This window comes from Hahella sp. KA22, from assembly GCF_004135205.1.
In the GTDB taxonomy this organism is placed as follows: Bacteria; Pseudomonadota; Gammaproteobacteria; order Pseudomonadales; family Oleiphilaceae; genus Hahella.
Window position 1 is genome coordinate 6,312,230 of sequence record NZ_CP035490.1, and the last position, 19,177, is coordinate 6,331,406.

Below are 19,177 nucleotides of genomic sequence, written 5' to 3' on the forward strand. Positions count from 1 at the left end.
CCCCTTATCAAAGAGATCTTCGCAATGTGGAACGACTACTTGTCCTGATCCTTGCGAATCTTTTCAACGATAGCGGTGGTTGAACAGTTATCCAGAAAGTCCAACGCCCGAACCTCTCCACCATAACCTTCGACGATCTCCCAACCGACCACCTGTTCTTTACTGTAGTCGCCGCCTTTCACCAGGATATCCGGTTTCAGAATCTCCAATAAACGCTCTGGCGTGTCATCTTCGTACCAGGTAACCCAGTCCACTGCTTCCAGGCCCGCGAGCACGGCCATCCTGCGTTCGAGAGGGTTAATTGGACGCGCTGGACCTTTTAAACGGCTCACAGAGGCGTCGCTGTTAATAGCAACGACCAATCGGTCCCCCAGTTTTCGCGCCTGATCCAGATATCCCACATGGCCGGCGTGAATGATATCGAAGCAGCCGTTAGTGAACACGATTTTCTCGCCGTGCGCGCGGGCGTCGTCCAACGCCACTTTCAATTGCTCCACCGTCATCGCGCCACGCCCTGCGCCTTGCTCCTGCTGAACTGCACGACGCAATTCCGGCGCGCTAACTGACGCCGTACCCAGTTTACCCACAACAATGCCAGCGGCAATATTGGCCAGCGCCACCGCTTGCCCCATATCACTGCCTGCCGCCAAGGCGGCCGCAAGCACAGAGATAACCGTATCGCCTGCGCCAGTAACATCGAAGACTTCTTTCGCCTGTGCAGGCAAATGCAGTTCGGATCGTCCCGCTCTCAACAGGGTCATCCCCTGTTCACTGCGAGTCACCAGCAACGCTTCAAGCTCCAGCTCCTCAACCAGTTTTAAGCCTCGCTGAACCAGTTCCGCCTCGCTTGTACAATGCCCTACCACCGCTTCAAATTCAGATAAGTTAGGGGTGATCAGGGTTGCGCCACGATATTTCTCGAAGTCGCTGCCCTTAGGGTCAACCAACACGGGGATTTGTTTGCTTCGCGCCAGTTGAATAAAAGCTTGAGGATCGCGTAAGGCGCCCTTGCCGTAATCGGACAAAATCAAAGCCCCTGCACCGGCTAGCTGGCCTGCGACTTTCTTTTCCAGCGGCTCCTGGGGAACACCAGCGAAGCTCTCTTCGAAATCCATGCGAATCAATTGCTGGTGACGACTGACTACCCGCAACTTGGTGATGGTCGGCAGAGTTTCGTGCTCCTGAAAATCCGCCAGTATGCCAGCGGACTCCATCCGCGCCGCCAGTGACTGCGCAGCCTCATCTTTACCCGTTACCCCCAAAATCACCGCCGCACTGCCCAGCGCAGCGATGTTCAAGGCCACGTTAGCTGCGCCGCCAGGCCGGTCTTCCAACTGCTCCACTTTGACGACGGGCACCGGCGCTTCAGGAGAAATCCTTGATGTCGCGCCGTACCAGTAGCGGTCCAGCATAACGTCACCAACCACTACGACCCGTGAATTCTGAAACATTGGAAGCTGTATCTGCATGCCCGTCCTCAAAACTGAAGCCTTCATTTATCTGTTTGCGATGGAAGAATCGCGCCGCAATATTAGCACGCCTCTCCCCCTCACAGCACCTTACCGCTCCGTCAACTGGCCTGACAAACTGGAGAGCCGGACGGGATCGGGCTAAAATGCGCTTCTTTTGTTTTGGGAACGCCGTTAAGTGTCCGAAGAGAAACGCGATCTGACCTACTCAGACTTTATTCACCCCCGCTACTGGCCAACCTGGCTTGGGATCGCTTTACTATGGCTGATCGCCCATGCGCCTTTGGCCTTTCAACGCGCCCTGGGGATTATGTTGGGCCGCGCCGCCTACTATTTTTTGCCCAAGCGACGCAAAATCGCCGAGGTTAATATTAATCTTTGCTTTCCAGAACTTGCCGCAGCGCAGAGACAAGCTTTGGTAAAGTCCGCCTTTGACAACAACGCCATCGGCTATTTCGAGGCCGCCTCCGCCTGGTTTACAGGAAAAGAGCGCTTTCGCGCCATCACCAAAGCTCATGGCCTGGAAAACCTGCAAGAAGCTCAGGCCAAAGGCAAAGGCGTAATATTGCTGGGGGGGCACTTCACCACACTGGACCTCGGCGGCGCACTGTTTGACCTCTATTCCACTGCGGCATGCATGCAGAGAGACCACGATAATCCCTTATTCAATCTGGTGATGACTCGCGCCCGCAGTGACTTCTGCCATCCCGTAATGGGAAAAGATGATTTACGCGGCCTCATCCGCCACCTGAAAGCCGGCGGTACGATCTGGTACGCCACAGATCAGGATTATGGCCTGCGCGGCAGTGTATTCGCGCCATTTTTTAATGTTCCGGCGGCAACGATCACCACTACATCACGCATCGCGCAAAAAACCGGAGCGCCTGTGGTCCCCTTTAGTCACTTCCGTAACGAAAACGGGGGCTACGACGTCTACTTCGAGCCCGCGCTATCTGACTACCCATCCGGCGACGACCTTGCAGACGCCACCGCCACGAATCTGGCGATAGAAAACGCCATCCGCCGCTATCCCGCCCAATACCTGTGGATGCATCGGCGGTTTAAGACTGAGGAGAACAGGGAGAATCATTCGCATTATGGCGGCAAGTAAAATCATTCCCAGCCTCCTGCTAAAGGACGCGGTGGACTTTTCCAGGATCAAGCGAGTTCTTGTCATCAAGCTTCGCCACCATGGCGATGTTCTGCTGAGTTCTCCCGTTTTTACCGCGTTAAAGTCACAACACCCTCATCTTGAGGTAGATGGCTTGGTATACAAAGATACTCAGGACATGCTGAGTCTTCACCCTGCCATATCGCAATTGCATCTGATTGACAGGGGATGGAAGAAGCTCGGCGTTCGACGTCAACTTGAAGCGGAATGGGGGCTGATTAGTCAGCTCAAGCAACGTCAGTACGACTTGGTTATTCACTTAACCGAACACTGGCGCGGCATGTTGTTGACTCGATTGCTTAAGCCCAGGTTTTCCGTCTGTCAGATCTACGCCCGACGTCCAGGAAAACTCTGGAAAAAGACATTTACTCATCACTATCCAGTGAACGCAAAACATCGCCATACCGTTGAGAAACACCTCGACGCTCTACGCAGAATAGGCCTGTATCCAAGTGATGAAGAACGACGCCTGACCGCTGTCGCAGGCGATTCAGCAGAACACGCAGTCCTTGATCGCTTGGCGGAACAGGGCGCGTCAACAGGTGAATACATCCACATACATCCTACCTCCCGCTGGCTTTTTAAAAGTTGGGATGTGGATAAAATGGCGGACCTAATCAATCGATTACAGGAAAGGGGACACACCATAGTCCTTAGCGCAGCCCCGAGCGGGGATGAAATGCGTATGATGGAAGATATTCTGGGGCGTCTGGTTCACCCCGTTATCAACTTCAGCGGGACTCTGACGCTCAAAGAGTTAATAGCTCTGATACAGCATGCGAAGTTGTTCATCGGCGTAGACTCTGTTCCGATGCATATTGCTTCAGCAACTCAAACTCCGTGCGTAGCCCTATTTGGTCCCAGCAACGAACGGGAGTGGTCTCCCTGGCTAAACAAACACGTAATTCTATCGTCAAACCATCCTTGCCGCCCCTGCGACCTTGCCGGATGCGGCGATGGCTGGCGAAGTGAATGCCTGTCACACATAAAGGTTGAACAGACACTGAATGCCGTGGAGCGCTTGACGTCGTGACGATCAAATTGGCGATAATCAGACAGAAATACCGGCCTGACGGCGGAGCGGAACGCTTCATCAGTCGGGCGCTGGATGCTCTCGGCGCACAAAATCTGGAGCTGACCGTACTTACCCGAAAATGGGAAGGGCAAGCCAGTAACGTCAGAGTCATCACCTGCAACCCTCCCAAGTGGGGGCGCATATCCCGGGAAAAACGCTTTGCTCAGGCTGTCTGCGCTCAAGTTGCAGAGCATGACTTTGATCTTGTGCAGTCCCACGAGCGCATGCCCTGCTGTGACATCTACCGCGCGGGTGACGGCGTACACCGATCCTGGCTGGAACAGCGCAAACGGATTCTGCCGAAGGTTAAGCAAAGGTGGTTGGAGCTTAGCCCTTACCATCGCTATGTATTGGAAAGTGAAAAGCGCTTATTCGCATCATCCCGATTACGCGCGGTCATTTGTAATTCTCATATGGTGAAAGAGGAAATCATCCGTTATTTCAACTTTCCCGAAGCCAACATTCATGTTATTTACAACGGCGTCAACGCAGAGCAGTTCTCGCCTCAAGCTTGTGCGCCACACCGAGCCAAAATCCGTCAACAGTTGGGTATTCCAACAGAGGCAACAGCCTTAGTATTTGTTGGATCAGGGTTTGAAAGGAAGGGCTTAGCTACTGCTATCACCGCTCTAGCTCAAACTTCGCCTCAGACTCACTTGATCGTGGTCGGCGGGGATAAGCACGAGAGGGCTTACCGATCACAAGCACACAAACTGGGGCTGAATGAGCGAGTACATTTCGCGGGGGTAAAAAGAGAGGTTATTCCCTACTACGCCGCCGCCGACGCCCTTATTTTACCTGCCCTATACGATCCCTTTCCTAACGTTATATTTGAAGCAATGGCCTGCGCCTTACCCGTGATCACATCCAGGCAATGCGGTGGCGCAGAACTGGTTAAACGAAGTGAGAGCGGCTATGTAGTCGACGCATTGGACTCTGCTGGCTGTGCCAACGCGATCACCAATCTTCTCGACCAGCCTCATAGGCTTAACCTTGGCGCCGCTGCGCGTAAAGCTATTGAACCATACAGCCCAGAGCGCATGGGCCAACAATTAACAGACTTATATAAACGTTTACTCCCGGTAAACGGCAGCATGGAATCATAGAATGCAATCAGCCGAGCCTAAACCCGCCTTTTTGATAACTATTGACACAGAGGGCGATAATATCTGGTCCAGCCCCCGCCAAATTGAAACAAAGAACGCAGGTTTCCTCCCGCGGTTTCAGGAGTTGTGTGAGCGCTTTGGTCTCAAGCCGACTTACTTGACCAATTATGAAATGGCGATATCCGACGAATATATTGAGTTCGCAAAAGACTGCCTTGAACGAAATACAGCTGAGGTCGGCATGCATCTTCATGCCTGGAATAGCCCGCCCGAGGAGAGTCTGACGGAGGACGACTATCGCTATCTGCCTTATCTAATTGAATATCCAGAAGCTCTTATAGAACAGAAAATTGACTATCTAACCAAACTCTTGGAAGACACTTTCTCCAGCAAAATGACTAGTCATCGTGCAGGAAGATGGGCGTTTAACGAGTTCTATGCGCAGACGCTGGTTAGGCATGGCTACTTAGTGGATTGCTCTGTGACCCCTGGCGTCAGTTGGCGCAAGAATCTAGGGGACCCTAAGCAACAAGGGGGAACAGACTACCGTGGATTTCCAGATGCGCCTTACTATCTCGATCTGAGCGATATTCGCAAAAAAGGCGCTTCATCCCTACTGGAGTTGCCTGTAAGCATCCTGCCAAAATACTCAAAGTTCATCAGCCGGTGCCGTAAAGCAATTAACAAACTAAAGGGCCGTGAGAAAGAGGATGCGACAATCTGGTTGAGACCAACAGGAAACAACCTTAAAAATATGTTGCGAGTACTAGACGAAGCACAGCAAAACAAACGCCCATATGTCGAGTTTATACTGCACTCATCTGAGTTTATGCCTGGGGGCAGTCCGACTTTTAAAACCAAAGAGTCTATCGAAGCTTTATACCGCGATCTTACAGAATTATTTAAAGCCGCCAATGGGCGTTATCGCGGAGCCACATTGACGGAGTTCGCCAAACAGTTTGGCGTAAACAACTAAGAACAATAAGAACGCAGCGCCGACATCATCTCTGACATATATCGCTCAAATTGGAATTGGCTTCGAGTCCACTTTTGAGCTTCACCGCTCATTTGTTGATAAAGCTCATTAGATTGAGCCAGCTTCTGAACAGCTTCCGCGATTTCCGCCGGAGCTAATAGTTTAGGAGGAACGATTTCATCCGCATCAACATCATATATCTGCGGCGGCAGATGAGGACTTGATGCGTCCATTTTCAGATATTCATCCTTACAAAGGGAGGGAGGCAAACAGAAGCCTGTCACCTCATCCTTCACAACCTCAGGTAGCCCATCTACTTTACCAACTATCGCAGGGCAACCAGCGGCCATTGCTTCCGCACTGACCAAGCTAAACGTTTCATGAATAGAGGTCGACAACAGACAATCTATACCTCTGTAGAAGTTGTCCATATCATCAACCAAACCTAAGAACGACACAGACTCCTTCACGCCCAGCTTCACTGCTAACGCCTCTAGCTTTTCTCGCATGGGCCCAGCTCCGGCAATTCTTAATTCGCACGAAACTCCTCTATCCAGTATTTCCTTCAGCGCGTATATGCCTAAATTGACCGCCTTTAACGCAACCAATCTACATGCTACGCCAATAACAAAAGGTCTGTCTTTATCATCCTGCTTCGTTTTTTGTGGGTATTCCAGACATGCATTGCGGATAGGATTCAAGCAAACGTCAATTCTCCCATTAACGCCATATTTGAGTTCCAGCATTCTCTTTGCAGCGTAAGAGGCCGCTATGTACCCGTCCACTTGTGGAAAGAAGTTTCTCTCCTTCAAGGGATTATGGGAATACCAAGCCATCCCGTGTTCGTAATACACCACAGGCACCCCCTGCGGGATGTCGCCTTGCTGGATATCTGAAAGTTGATTCCAGATTAGCACCAGATCCGGCTTAGACTCATGAATACAACGACGACGATGCCTCAATCTAAGACTTACCGGCTTCTTAGGGATTTTCAGTTTTCCCCAATGTTTGTAAAAAGATATTTGCTTGGAAAAGCGCTTAACGACTGGTTTCAATAAAGGCGCAATGTTTTTACTATCCGCTAAAACCAAGTTTGTTACGTCAGATGGGGTCGTGTGGCTTATAAACTCACAGAATAACCTTTCGACGCCACCAACATTATCAAGATTTATTAGGTGTAGTATTCTCATTAAGAAGTGGGCCTTTCCAAATAGCCAGTAAAAAACACAACGCCCTAGATATAACAGGGCTCGGCATTATACATACCAAAGCATTCATTGTTTATTAACAATAATCGCTTTGCCAGACTAACGTTGTCACCAATTGTAGAGAGTTACTTTAGAGCTAGCATAAAGGTACAGTCAGGTCTGACGTAACATCTTAAGGGTCTGGAGTCGCCCTCGCGGGACTTTCACTGAGCTGGGGGGGTGCGGGAGGGAAGAGTCGTGGCGCAGGGCCGCACGGGAGGCCGTTTGCATGTCCTGCCCTGCGATAAATTTCAGACATAAAAAAACCCGTCACGAGGACGGGTTCTTCGTATTAAGAGCCTGACGACGACCTACTCTTGCATGGGTAATCCACACTACCATCGGCGCTGGACTGTTTCACTTCTGAGTTCGGAATGGGATCAGGTGGTTCCAGTCCGCTATGATCATCAGGCAAAACCGTTAAGCTTTGTCTTAGTCTAGCTTGTCTAGTTGGCGCTTGGTCAGAAGACCTTTAACTTGGATAAGCAGTTATACTCAATCAATACCGGTAAATTACTTCGGTGTTATATGGTCAAGCCTCTCGGGCAATTAGTACTGGTTAGCTCAACGCCTCGCAGCGCTTACACACCCAGCCTATCAACCTCGTGGTCTACAAGGGCCCTTTAGGAGGATCAAGTCCTCAGGGAGATCTTATCTTGAAGGGGGCTTCCCGCTTAGATGCTTTCAGCGGTTATCCCGTCCGAACATAGCTACCGGGCAATGCGATTGGCATCACAACCCGAACACCAGCGGTTCGTTCACTCCGGTCCTCTCGTACTAGGAGCAACTCTCCTCAAATCTCCAACGTCCACGGCAGATAGGGACCGAACTGTCTCACGACGTTCTAAACCCAGCTCGCGTACCACTTTAAATGGCGAACAGCCATACCCTTGGGACCGGCTTCAGCCCCAGGATGTGATGAGCCGACATCGAGGTGCCAAACACCGCCGTCGATGTGAACTCTTGGGCGGTATCAGCCTGTTATCCCCGGAGTACCTTTTATCCGTTGAGCGATGGCCCTTCCATACAGAACCACCGGATCACTAAGACCTACTTTCGTACCTGCTCGACGTGTTTGTCTCGCAGTTAAGCGCGCTTTTGCCTTTACACTAACCGTACGATGTCCGACCGTACTTAGCGCACCTTCGTGCTCCTCCGTTACTCTTTTGGAGGAGACCGCCCCAGTCAAACTACCCACCACACAGTGTCCTCGACCGGGATTACCAGTCAGAGTTAGAACCTCAAACATGCCAGGGTGGTATTTCAAGGATGGCTCCACGAGAACTGGCGTCCTCGCTTCAAAGCCTCCCACCTATCCTACACAAGCAGGTTCAAAGTCCACTGTGAAGCTATAGTAAAGGTTCACGGGGTCTTTCCGTCTAGCCGCGGATACACTGCATCTTCACAGCGATTTCAATTTCACTGAGTCTCGGGTGGAGACAGCGCCCCCATCGTTACGCCATTCGTGCAGGTCGGAACTTACCCGACAAGGAATTTCGCTACCTTAGGACCGTTATAGTTACGGCCGCCGTTTACCGGGGCTTCGATCAAGAGCTTCGCTTACGCTAACCCCATCAATTAACCTTCCGGCACCGGGCAGGCGTCACACCCTATACGTCCACTTTCGTGTTTGCAGAGTGCTGTGTTTTTAATAAACAGTCGCAGGGGCCTGGTATCTTCGACCGCCTTCCGCTCCAGCCGCAGGGCCTTCACGTAATGACGGCGTGCCTTCTCCCGAAGTTACGGCACCATTTTGCCTAGTTCCTTCACCCGAGTTCTCTCAAGCGCCTTGGTATTCTCTACCTGACCACCTGTGTCGGTTTGGGGTACGGTTTTGTATTGCCTGAAGCTTAGAGGCTTTTCCTGGAAGCTGGGCATCAATCACTTCGCTCTCTTAAAGAGAGCTCGTCATCACCCCTCAGCATTGTGTGTCCGGATTTGCCTAAACACACTGCCTACAGGCTTAAACCTGGACTACCAATCCCAGGCTGACCTAGCCTTCTCCGTCCCCCCATCGCAGCAATACAAAGTATCGGAATTTTAACCGATTTCCCATCGACTACACCTTTCGGTCTCGCCTTAGGGGCCGACTCACCCTGCGCCGATTAGCGTTGCGCAGGAACCCTTGGTCTTCCGGCGTGCGGGTTTTTCACCCGCATTATCGTTACTCATGTCAGCATTCGCACTTCTGATACCTCCAGCATGCCTCTCGACACACCTTCATCAGCTTACAGAACGCTCCCCTACCACTCATCCATTGGATGAATCCGCAGCTTCGGCGCCATGTTTGAGCCCCGTTACATCTTCCGCGCAGGCCGACTCGACTAGTGAGCTATTACGCTTTCTTTAAAGGGTGGCTGCTTCTAAGCCAACCTCCTAGCTGTCTCTGCCTTCCCACATCGTTTCCCACTTAACATGGACTTGGGGGCCTTAGCTGGCGGTCTGGGTTGTTTCCCTCTTCACGACGGACGTTAGCACCCGCCGTGTGTCTCCCGGATATCACTCTACGGTATTCGGAGTTTGCATGGGGTTGGTAAGTCGAGATGACCCCCTAGCCCAAACAGTGCTCTACCCCCGTAGGCGTTCGTCCGAGGCGCTACCTAAATAGCTTTCGGGGAGAACCAGCTATCTCCGAGTTTGATTGGCCTTTCACCCCCAGCCACAAGTCATCCGAATCTTTTTCAACAGATTTCGGTTCGGTCCTCCAGTTGATGTTACTCAACCTTCAACCTGCCCATGGCTAGATCACTCGGTTTCGGGTCTACGCCTAGCGACTAATTCGCCCTATTCAGACTCGGTTTCCCTACGCCTCCCCTATTCGGTTAAGCTCGCCACTAAACGTAAGTCGCTGACCCATTATACAAAAGGTACGCAGTCACAGAATAAATCTGCTCCCACTGCTTGTACGCATACGGTTTCAGGTTCTATTTCACTCCCCTCACAGGGGTTCTTTTCGCCTTTCCCTCACGGTACTGGTTCACTATCGGTCAACTGGGAGTATTTAGCCTTGGAGGATGGTCCCCCCATATTCAGTCAAGATAACACGTGTCCCGACCTACTCGATTTCACTTTGATAAGATTTCAGATACGGGGCTGTCACCCACTATGGCCGCACTTTCCAGAGCGTTCTCCTATCTGTCACAAAGCTTAAGGGCTGTTCCCCGTTCGCTCGCCGCTACTGAGGGAATCTCGGTTGATTTCTTTTCCTCGGGGTACTTAGATGTTTCAGTTCCCCCGGTTCGCCTCCTACACCTATGGATTCAGTGCAGGATACCTGATAAATCAGGTGGGTTTCCCCATTCAGAGATCGCCGGGTCAAAGGTTATTTGCCACCTCGCCGACGCTTATCGCAGGCTTTCACGTCTTTCATCGCCTCCAGTTGCCAAGGCATCCACCGTATGCGCTTATTCACTTGACCATATAACCCGAAGTAATTTCATTACTGCCATCACTTCAAGCTATACAGCGCTGGTTTCACCGTAACAATAATTTGCCGATATTGCGCTTGAGTATAACTACTCAGTAAAACCTATCCGTTAAGTGACAAATAAACTTCATCTGTCACCACGTTGGTTTTTACTTTGCTTATCCAAATTGTTAAAGAGCTTCTCTGACCAAATGCCAGAAACCAATACAGTCATCTTTCTGAAACTTTCATGCTGTATTCGTTTCTATCATCTGAAACCGTCAGATTTCACTTACTTAATTGTCAACCGTACTACTACCATTCTGTGAATGGTGGAGCTGAGCGGGATCGAACCGCTGACCTCCTGCGTGCAAGGCAGGCGCTCTCCCAGCTGAGCTACAGCCCCATAATTTTCCTAATCAAACCTAGTTATTCACCAAGAACAAGGAAATTCTGGTGGGTCTGGGTGGACTTGAACCACCGACCTCACCCTTATCAGGGGTGCGCTCTAACCACCTGAGCTACAGACCCAGAACTTGCAATCTCTCGATTGCGTCACGGGTCTGATGACCCTTAAGTAAGCTCTCTACTCGCCAATCAAGCAATTTGTTGTGGACGCCAAACTGAGACAGTTGGATATCGTTTAAGGAGGTGATCCAGCCGCAGGTTCCCCTACGGCTACCTTGTTACGACTTCACCCCAGTCATGAATCACACCGTGGTAACCGTCCTCCCGAAGGTTAGACTAGCTACTTCTGGTGCAACCCACTCCCATGGTGTGACGGGCGGTGTGTACAAGGCCCGGGAACGTATTCACCGCGACATTCTGATTCGCGATTACTAGCGATTCCGACTTCATGGAGTCGAGTTGCAGACTCCAATCCGGACTACGAGACGCTTTAAGAGATTAGCTCCACCTCGCGGCTTGGCAACCCTCTGTACGCCCCATTGTAGCACGTGTGTAGCCCTGGCCGTAAGGGCCATGATGACTTGACGTCGTCCCCACCTTCCTCCGGTTTGTCACCGGCAGTCTCCCTAAAGTTCCCACCCGAAGTGCTGGCAAATAGGGACAAGGGTTGCGCTCGTTACGGGACTTAACCCAACATTTCACAACACGAGCTGACGACAGCCATGCAGCACCTGTCTCAGAGTTCCCGAAGGCACCAATCCATCTCTGGAAAGTTCTCTGGATGTCAAGGCCAGGTAAGGTTCTTCGCGTTGCTTCGAATTAAACCACATGCTCCACCGCTTGTGCGGGCCCCCGTCAATTCATTTGAGTTTTAACCTTGCGGCCGTACTCCCCAGGCGGAGAACTTATCGCGTTAGCTGCGCCACTAAAGTCTCTAAGGACCCCAACGGCTAGTTCTCATCGTTTACGGCGTGGACTACCAGGGTATCTAATCCTGTTTGCTCCCCACGCTTTCGCACCTCAGCGTCAGTTTTTGGCCAGAGGGCCGCCTTCGCCACTGGTATTCCTCCAGATCTCTACGCATTTCACCGCTACACCTGGAATTCTACCCTCCTCTCCAAAACTCTAGTCGCCCAGTTCTAAATGCAGTTCCCAGGTTGAGCCCGGGGATTTCACATCTAGCTTAAGCAACCGCCTACGCGCGCTTTACGCCCAGTAATTCCGATTAACGCTCGCACCCTCCGTATTACCGCGGCTGCTGGCACGGAGTTTGCCGGTGCTTCTTCTGTGGGTAACGTCAACTGCAGCTGATATTAGCAACTGCCCTTTCCTCCCCACTGAAAGTGCTTTACAACCCGAAGGCCTTCTTCACACACGCGGCATGGCTGGATCAGGGTTGCCCCATTGTCCAATATTCCCCACTGCTGCCTCCCGTAGGAGTCTGGACCGTGTCTCAGTTCCAGTGTGACTGATCATCCTCTCAGACCAGTTACGGATCGTCGCCTTGGTAGGCTCTTACCCTACCAACTAGCTAATCCGACATAGGCTCATCTGTTAGCGCAAGGTCCGAAGATCCCCTGCTTTCCCCCGTAGGGCGTATGCGGTATTAATCCGAGTTTCCCCGGGCTATCCCCCTCTAACAGGCAGATTCCTATGCATTACTCACCCGTCCGCCGCTCGTCAGCTCCCGAAGGACTGTTACCGCTCGACTTGCATGTGTTAAGCCTGCCGCCAGCGTTCAATCTGAGCCATGATCAAACTCTTCAGTTTAAAGAGTGTGAATCATTAAGATTCTTAATCTTGCTCAAGTTAAAACTACTGTACTCTTGAGTGATTGCTCACCCATGAATTGTACGAGTCACTAACTTAAGACTTAATCTTTCCAGATCCGCCTCAGTTAGCGCCCACAACAAATTACTTGATTAACTTTTTAAAGAACTTTCTCTTCCGGAGACTCTCTCCGACCGAGGCGCGCATTCTACACTTTCGTTTCTCAGTGTCAACTCCTTTTTAGCGCCGCCGACTCTTTCGAACCAGCTCTTTCCTTCCCCTCCGACCGGCTTCCCCGTCGAAGTGGGGCGCATTATACGCCCCTCCTCTTTCCCGTCAACTCCATTTTTTAACTTTCTTCCAAAAAACTTAAAAAACGTATCTCTGCATACAAATCAATCAATTAAGCGCTGCTCCTCGTGTTCTACTGGCAGAGCCAAAACGGCGATAGGCTGGGCGCATCACGAGAAGCAATGCCAATATAAATGCATACGTAAATGGCTCGGTGTAATCAGCTCTAGCCAGCCAAACAAAGTGCACAACCGCGAGAACACCACTCAGATAAACCAGCTTATGTAGCTTCTTCCAACTTTTTCCTAGTTTACGAACCATGAATTTAGGTGATGTCGCAGCAAGCATCACCAGAATCACAAAAGCCACAAAGCCTACTGTTATATAAGGGCGCTTAGTTATTTCTTGGATAAAATTTTGAATATCCAGCACCAGCAAAAAGCCCGCAGCAAAGTGCAATGTCGCATAAAACCAGGAGTAGAGCCCAAGCATTCTTCGGTAGCGCACCAACCAGCGTAGCTTTAACCATTGATTTAGTGGAGTAACCGCAAGCGTTATTAATAGGAAGTTCAAAGCCCAAAGGCCTGAAAAGCGCGTAATCGCCTCTCCAGGATCAGGCCCTAAGTCTCGGGAGACTACCCGATAAATCAGATATATTAGTGGCCCGATAGACAACACAAATATCCCCCACCAACGAGCAGCCCCCCACTTATCCGCAGCCATATTAGTAATTCTTCCTTAAGTCCAAGCCAGCATAAAGACTCGCAACCTCATCTGCATAGCCATTGAACATTAGGGTGTCTATGCGTTTAGGACCGAAGAGACCTCCAGGTAAACGCCGCTCAGTTTTCTGACTCCAGCGGGGATGGTCGACACTGGGATTTACGTTTGCATAAAAGCCATACTCATTGGGAGCTAAAGCATTCCACGTTGTATACGGTTCATCCCTCAGAAACTTAATCCCAACAATCGACTTAATACTTTTAAAGCCGTATTTCCATGGAGTCACTAACCGTATCGGGGCGCCGTTCTGATTAGGGAGGATTTTGCCATAAAGACCAACTGCCGCCAGAGTAAGAGGATGCATAGCCTCATCAATTCTCAAGCCTTCTCTGTAAGGCCACTCAATGCTGCTGAACAGTGAGCGCTGCCCCGGCATTTGCTCTGGTCTGACCACCGTCTCAAAAGCGACATACTTCGCATTAGAGTTAGGCTCAAACTTTTTCAGAATAGTCGCCATGGGTATCCCCACCCAAGGAATCACCATCGACCATGCCTCGACACAGCGCAGACGATACACACGCTCTTCCAGCTGATTTTCTTTGATAAGGTCTTCAAGTTGATAACTTCCGGGCTTCCCGCATTCGCCATCCACTTTGATAGACCATGGCTGAATATCCAACTGCTCCGCATATCTGGACGGATCAGTTTTATCGGTACCAAACTCATAAAAGTTGTTATAACGAAGAATGTCTTCGTAGGGGGTCTGCTCTTCAGTAGTATTGAAGGACCCAGCTTTAATATTTTGAAACTGGGGAGCCACCAACTTTTCCCATGCTTGTCTTGAAGGAGTAACCGCCGCACTCGCAGAACTCGTACAACCAATTAATGACCCAGCAGCAGAGCTCGATACTGCCGCAACCGCCACGCCTTTCATAAAACTACGGCGTGACAGGTAGACTTTTTCGTCGGTTATCTCTGACGAGGGAATATCTGAAGAGGTTTTGATGAGCATTGAAGCGGTCCTTCCAGCAAGGTGTAACAACTAAATCATTAATTCACACCAAGGTTAGACCGCAGGGATCAGAAAAAATTCAATTGGCCTGCCGTTTCTTTTTTCTCCAACGCTGCAGCGCCTGGAATGGGCCTGAAACGGTGTATAGCAAAAAGCCGCCCAATAGCACCTGCGCAGGAGCCGTGGCAATGACCGCATAGATCAACACAACGACCAGTATGGCGACAAAGGGCACCCGCCCCTTGAGGTCAAATTCCTTAAAGCTATAAAACAAAATGTTACTGACCATCAGCACTCCCGCGCCAGCGACAATTAACACTGCGCCGTATGACAGCCATATGGAGTGCTCCAATGTGTGTAGCGTCCAAACCGTTCCGGCGACAACTGCAGCGGCGGAGGGGCTAGGAAGGCCAACAAAATACTTTTTATCCACCGACCCTATTTGGGTGTTAAATCTAGCCAACCGTAATGCTGCGCCGGCCACGTATATAAAAGCAGCGACCCAGCCTATCTTTCCAAGATCAGATAATGTCCAAGTGAAGGCTACTAATGCAGGAGCCACACCAAAGGCCACCATATCGGCCAAACTGTCGTATTCAGCGCCAAACGCGCTTTGCGTATTGGTCAGGCGCGCCACTCGCCCGTCCAAGCCATCGAGAATCATACAAATGAATATCGCAATAGCGGCATTCTCAAAGTTTCCATGCATTGCGGCGACAATCGCGTAAAAGCCTGAAAATAAGGATCCTGTAGTAAAAAGATTGGGCAACAGGTATACCCCTCTCCGCCGCACCTTGGCCCCACCGACAACTTCTTCTTCAACGACTTCCGCACCCGCAACAGTTTCATCTTTTTTGCAGGAAGCATCAGCTTTGATGTCAGCAAGCTCGACTTCTTTTTTAGAGTTTGAAGAGGTCATATATCACTCAATAATTTCCAATAGAGCAAACAACTATACATGAGAGCAGGATTAGACAACCAGCCCAAAAAAAAACGCGGCTTACGCCGCGTTTTCAGGTCTGTGGCATTATCGCAGATTAGTTTTTGGACTTATCCACGATTTTATTGGATGCAATCCAAGGCATCATGCTACGCAGTTTTTCACCAACTTGCTCGATCGGATGAGCTGCGTTATTACGACGATAAGCTGTCATTGATGGGTAGTTATGAGCGCCTTCGGCGATAAACATTTTGGCGTATTCACCATCCTGAATGCGCTTCAGCGCATTGCGCATAGCCGCTCTGGACTGATCATTGATAACCTCAGGACCAGTGACATACTCACCATATTCCGCGTTGTTGGAAATGGAGTAGTTCATGTTGGCGATACCGCCTTCGTACATTAGGTCGACAATAAGCTTCAACTCATGCAGACACTCGAAGTACGCCATCTCTGGCGCGTAACCAGCTTCCACCAGTGTTTCGAAACCAGCTTTCACCAGCTCTACTGCACCACCGCACAGCACTGCTTGCTCACCAAACAGGTCAGTTTCGGTTTCATCTTTAAAGGTAGTTTCAATGATACCGGTACGGCCTCCGCCAACACCGCTAGCATAGGAAAGAGCCAAGTCTTTCGCTGAACCAGAAGCGTCCTGGAAAATAGCGATCAGGTCGGGAATGCCGCCACCTTTTACGAACTCAGAGCGAACCGTATGCCCTGGAGCCTTGGGGGCGATCATAATGACGTCCAGATCCGCCCGTGGCACGATTTGGTTGTAATGAATGCTGAAACCGTGAGCGAACGCCAGCGTAGCGCCACTCTTAAGATTCGGCTCAATTTCTGACTTGTATAGTTTCGCCTGGAACTCATCTGGAGTCAGAATCATTACTACATCTGCGCCAGCGACAGCTTCCGCCACTTCTTTAACTGCAAGTCCTGCGTTTTCAGCTTTGGCCCAGGAACCAGACCCCTTACGCAAACCAACACATACATCAACACCGGAGTCCTTCAGGTTATTAGCGTGCGCATGCCCTTGAGAGCCATAGCCAATAATTGCAACTTTCTTGCCCTGGATGATGGAAAGGTCACAATCTTTATCGTAATAAACTTGCATTTTATTCACCTATTTCTGTGCGCGCTCGCGCCCTTACTCGTTAAACTGATAATGTTTTTTCACCGCGCGCAATCCCGGAAACTCCGCTGCGCACGACTTCTAACACACTGCTTTTTCCAATCGCCTGGATAAAAGCATCTAATTTGTCACTATCTCCGGTTAATTGAACCGTATAGACCGTACTGGTCACGTCAACAATCTGTCCCCGGAAAATATCAGCTGTTCTCTTTATTTCGGCCCTTAAGGCTCCACTGGCTTTCAGCTTGATCAACATCAGCTCGCGCTCAATATGGGCGCCTTCTGTCAGATCGACCACCTTAACGACTTCCACCAATTTGTTAAGTTGCTTGGTAATCTGCTCAATGACCCTGTCGGAGCCAATCGTCGTGACAGTCAACCTGGAAAGTGTCGGATCCTCTGTTGGAGCCACCGTCAGCGTTTCAATGTTGTAATTCCGTTGCGAAAACAGTCCTACCACTCGAGACAGCGCGCCAGGCTCGTTCTCCAATAGCATTGATATGATTCGACGCATGCCGTTTACACCCTCTCCGTTTTGCTTAGCCACATATCTTTCATTGCGCCACGCGCCACCTGCATCGGGTAAACGTGCTCATGAGGGTCAACATAAATATCGACAAACACCAAACGGTCTTTCATTGCGAAAGCTTTTCTTAAACCTTCCTCTAGTTCTTCCGGCTTACGAATGGTAATCCCGACATGCCCATAAGCTTCCGCCAACGCCATGAAGTCTGGTAAAGACTCCATATAGGACTGTGAATGACGCGCCTCGTAATTCATGTCCTGCCACTGACGAACCATTCCCAAGGAGCGGTTGTTCAGGTTGATAATCTTTATCGGAAGATTGAACTGTTTGCAGGTTGAGAGCTCTTGAATATTCATTTGAATACTGCCCTCACCCGTCACGCACACGACCTCTTCTTCAGGAAAGCTCAGCTTGACGCCCATCGCCGCAGGCAAACCGAATCCCATGGTTCCCAGACCGCCAGAATTAATCCAGCGATTGGGCTTATTGAAGCGGTAATACTGCGCGGTAAACATCTGGTGCTGGCCAACGTCAGTGGTGACATAGGCATTGCCTTCCGTGATCTTGCACAGCATTTCAATGACTTGCTGCGGCTTGAGCATCTCGCTGTCGTCAGTGCGGTAGCGTCCACCGTGGTAGGCGCGCCATTCATCAATCTGCTTCCACCATGACGATAGCGCTTCCTTATCTGGACGTGAGCTGTCCTCTTTCACAAACGCAATCATATCGCGCAATACGGAAGCAGCCGGCCCGACGATAGGAACATCAACCTGAACGGTTTTCGAGATTGATGCTGGGTCTATATCCACATGAATAATCTTGGCGCCTGGACAGAATTTTTCCGTCGCATTGGTGACGCGGTCATCAAATCGCGCACCGACAGCCACAATCAGATCGCTATGGTGCATAGCCATGTTAGATTCATAGCTGCCGTGCATTCCCAGCCAACCAAGACTATGTTTGTCATCCGCAGGAAATCCGCCGATCCCCATCAAGGTCGTGGTAACGGGAAAATTCAACTGATGCGACAGATCAACCAACTCTTTAGAGGCATGTCCCAAAACGATACCGCCGCCTGCATATATGATGGGGCGTTTCGCCGCCATCATCATATCTACAGCTTTTCTTATCTGTCCTGCATGCCCGCGGGTTGGCGGGCTGTATGAGCGCATTTTTACCTTTTTGGGGTATACGTACTCGAACCTCTCGTTAGGCGTAGTCATATCCTTAGGGATATCGACTACAACCGGCCCGGGACGACCAGTAGAGGCCAGATAGAAGGCTTTTTTCAATACGACGGGGATTTCGCTGGGGTCTCTGACGCTCAGGTTATGCTTCACGACAGGACGAGAAACGCCCATCATGTCAGTCTCCTGAAAAGCATCTTCGCCAATCAGCGTGGAAGGAACCTGCCCACACAACACCACCATAGGAATTGAGTCCATGTAGGCGGTTGCAATGCCTGTCACAGTATTGGTGGCGCCGGGACCTGAGGTTACCAGAACGACGCCTGGCTTGCCTGTCGCTCGAGCATAGCCATCCGCCATATGAGCGGCTGCTTGCTCATGTCTCACCAGGATATGCTTTACTTTATTTTGGCGAAACAGCGCATCATATATATGAAGCACCGCACCGCCAGGATATCCGTATATGTATTCGATACCCTCGTCTTGCAGAAAGCGCACGATCATATCGGCGCCGGATAACATTTCTGCCGTCACGTCTTCCTCTCTTAATACGCGCAGAATGCGTCAGCGCGAATTAGGGCTGGTTGCTAATAACTTCCACTCAAATATAGACCCAAAAGGATACATATGGTGGACGCCGCCACACTAGCTGTTTATCGCGAGAGGTTATCTCTTGACTTGCTCACACATGCCTGTTGGGCATTTACTCAAAGACTGCTCCTGGTGTTAGGAGTCTGT

12 protein-coding genes, 2 tRNA genes and 3 rRNA genes are annotated in these 19,177 nt (G+C 50.6%); 4 read left to right on the top strand and 13 right to left on the bottom strand.

Annotated elements, in window-relative coordinates:
- Positions 1-35 precede the first annotated feature (35 nt).
- Positions 36-1,469 (bottom strand): bifunctional D-glycero-beta-D-manno-heptose-7-phosphate kinase/D-glycero-beta-D-manno-heptose 1-phosphate adenylyltransferase HldE, encoded by a 1,434-nt coding sequence (hldE, locus tag EUZ85_RS27935; RefSeq protein WP_127973407.1) that lies wholly within the window; start codon positions 1,467-1,469, stop codon positions 36-38.
- Positions 1,470-1,647: 178 nt separating this feature from the next.
- On the opposite strand from hldE, the gene lpxL reads away from it, so the two are divergent.
- Genes lpxL through EUZ85_RS27955 form a run of 4 tightly spaced genes read left to right on the top strand, consistent with a single transcriptional unit; the run spans position 1,648 to position 5,797 of the window.
- A complete protein-coding gene (gene lpxL / locus EUZ85_RS27940) occupies positions 1,648-2,580 on the top strand; it encodes an LpxL/LpxP family Kdo(2)-lipid IV(A) lauroyl/palmitoleoyl acyltransferase (RefSeq protein WP_129498771.1) in 933 nt (310 codons plus the stop codon).
- Positions 2,567-3,673, top strand: a complete 1,107-nt coding sequence (rfaQ, locus tag EUZ85_RS27945; protein ID WP_206617966.1) for a putative lipopolysaccharide heptosyltransferase III — start codon at positions 2,567-2,569, stop codon at positions 3,671-3,673. The genes lpxL and rfaQ overlap by 14 nt, the downstream gene beginning before the upstream one ends.
- On the top strand, positions 3,670-4,821 hold the full coding sequence (locus EUZ85_RS27950; RefSeq protein WP_127973409.1) for a glycosyltransferase family 4 protein: 1,152 nt from the start codon (positions 3,670-3,672) through the stop codon (positions 4,819-4,821). Before rfaQ ends, EUZ85_RS27950 begins: the two co-directional genes overlap by 4 nt.
- 1 nt (position 4,822) lies before the next feature.
- A complete protein-coding gene (locus tag EUZ85_RS27955) occupies positions 4,823-5,797 on the top strand; it encodes a deacetylase (RefSeq protein WP_127973410.1) in 975 nt (324 codons plus the stop codon).
- Here the strand turns inward: EUZ85_RS27955 and EUZ85_RS27960 are convergent.
- From EUZ85_RS27960 to EUZ85_RS28015, 12 genes are all read right to left on the bottom strand, one after another.
- Positions 5,794-6,987, bottom strand: coding sequence for a glycosyltransferase family 4 protein (locus tag EUZ85_RS27960; protein WP_127973411.1), 1,194 nt, complete (start codon positions 6,985-6,987; stop codon positions 5,794-5,796). The two genes, EUZ85_RS27955 and EUZ85_RS27960, sit on opposite strands and share 4 nt — an antisense overlap.
- Positions 6,988-7,342: 355 nt before the next feature.
- A 5S ribosomal RNA gene (rrf, locus tag EUZ85_RS27965) occupies positions 7,343-7,456 on the bottom strand.
- 116 nt (positions 7,457-7,572) lie between these two features.
- Positions 7,573-10,462: ribosomal RNA gene (locus EUZ85_RS27970) — 23S ribosomal RNA — on the bottom strand.
- Positions 10,463-10,780: 318 nt separating this feature from the next.
- Positions 10,781-10,856: transfer RNA gene (locus EUZ85_RS27975), tRNA-Ala, on the bottom strand.
- Between the two features lie 48 nt (positions 10,857-10,904).
- Positions 10,905-10,981: transfer RNA gene (locus tag EUZ85_RS27980), tRNA-Ile, on the bottom strand.
- A gap of 113 nt (positions 10,982-11,094) precedes the next feature.
- Positions 11,095-12,628, bottom strand: a 16S ribosomal RNA gene (locus EUZ85_RS27985).
- Together the 16S, 23S and 5S rRNA genes with 2 tRNA genes alongside form the textbook arrangement of a ribosomal RNA operon.
- Positions 12,629-13,027: 399 nt before the next feature.
- Positions 13,028-13,642, bottom strand: a complete 615-nt coding sequence (locus EUZ85_RS27990) for a sulfite oxidase heme-binding subunit YedZ (RefSeq protein ID WP_127973412.1) — start codon at positions 13,640-13,642, stop codon at positions 13,028-13,030.
- A 1-nt stretch (position 13,643) separates the two neighbouring features.
- Positions 13,644-14,654: a protein-methionine-sulfoxide reductase catalytic subunit MsrP gene (gene msrP, locus EUZ85_RS27995; protein WP_127973413.1), complete on the bottom strand. Its 1,011-nt coding sequence runs from the start codon at positions 14,652-14,654 to the stop codon at positions 13,644-13,646.
- Positions 14,655-14,733: 79 nt separating this feature from the next.
- Positions 14,734-15,573, bottom strand: a complete 840-nt coding sequence (gene pssA, locus EUZ85_RS28000) for a CDP-diacylglycerol--serine O-phosphatidyltransferase (RefSeq protein WP_241566880.1) — start codon at positions 15,571-15,573, stop codon at positions 14,734-14,736.
- Between the two features lie 118 nt (positions 15,574-15,691).
- Positions 15,692-16,708: a ketol-acid reductoisomerase gene (ilvC, locus tag EUZ85_RS28005; protein ID WP_127973414.1), complete on the bottom strand. Its 1,017-nt coding sequence runs from the start codon at positions 16,706-16,708 to the stop codon at positions 15,692-15,694.
- A gap of 40 nt (positions 16,709-16,748) precedes the next feature.
- Complete coding sequence (gene ilvN, locus EUZ85_RS28010; RefSeq protein ID WP_127974600.1) at positions 16,749-17,240, bottom strand: acetolactate synthase small subunit; 492 nt, start codon at positions 17,238-17,240, stop codon at positions 16,749-16,751.
- Positions 17,241-17,245: 5 nt separating this feature from the next.
- Positions 17,246-18,961 carry an acetolactate synthase 3 large subunit gene (locus EUZ85_RS28015; RefSeq protein WP_127974601.1) on the bottom strand — a complete coding sequence of 572 codons (1,716 nt, stop codon included), beginning with the start codon at positions 18,959-18,961 and terminating at the stop codon, positions 17,246-17,248.
- Positions 18,962-19,177 lie beyond the last annotated feature (216 nt).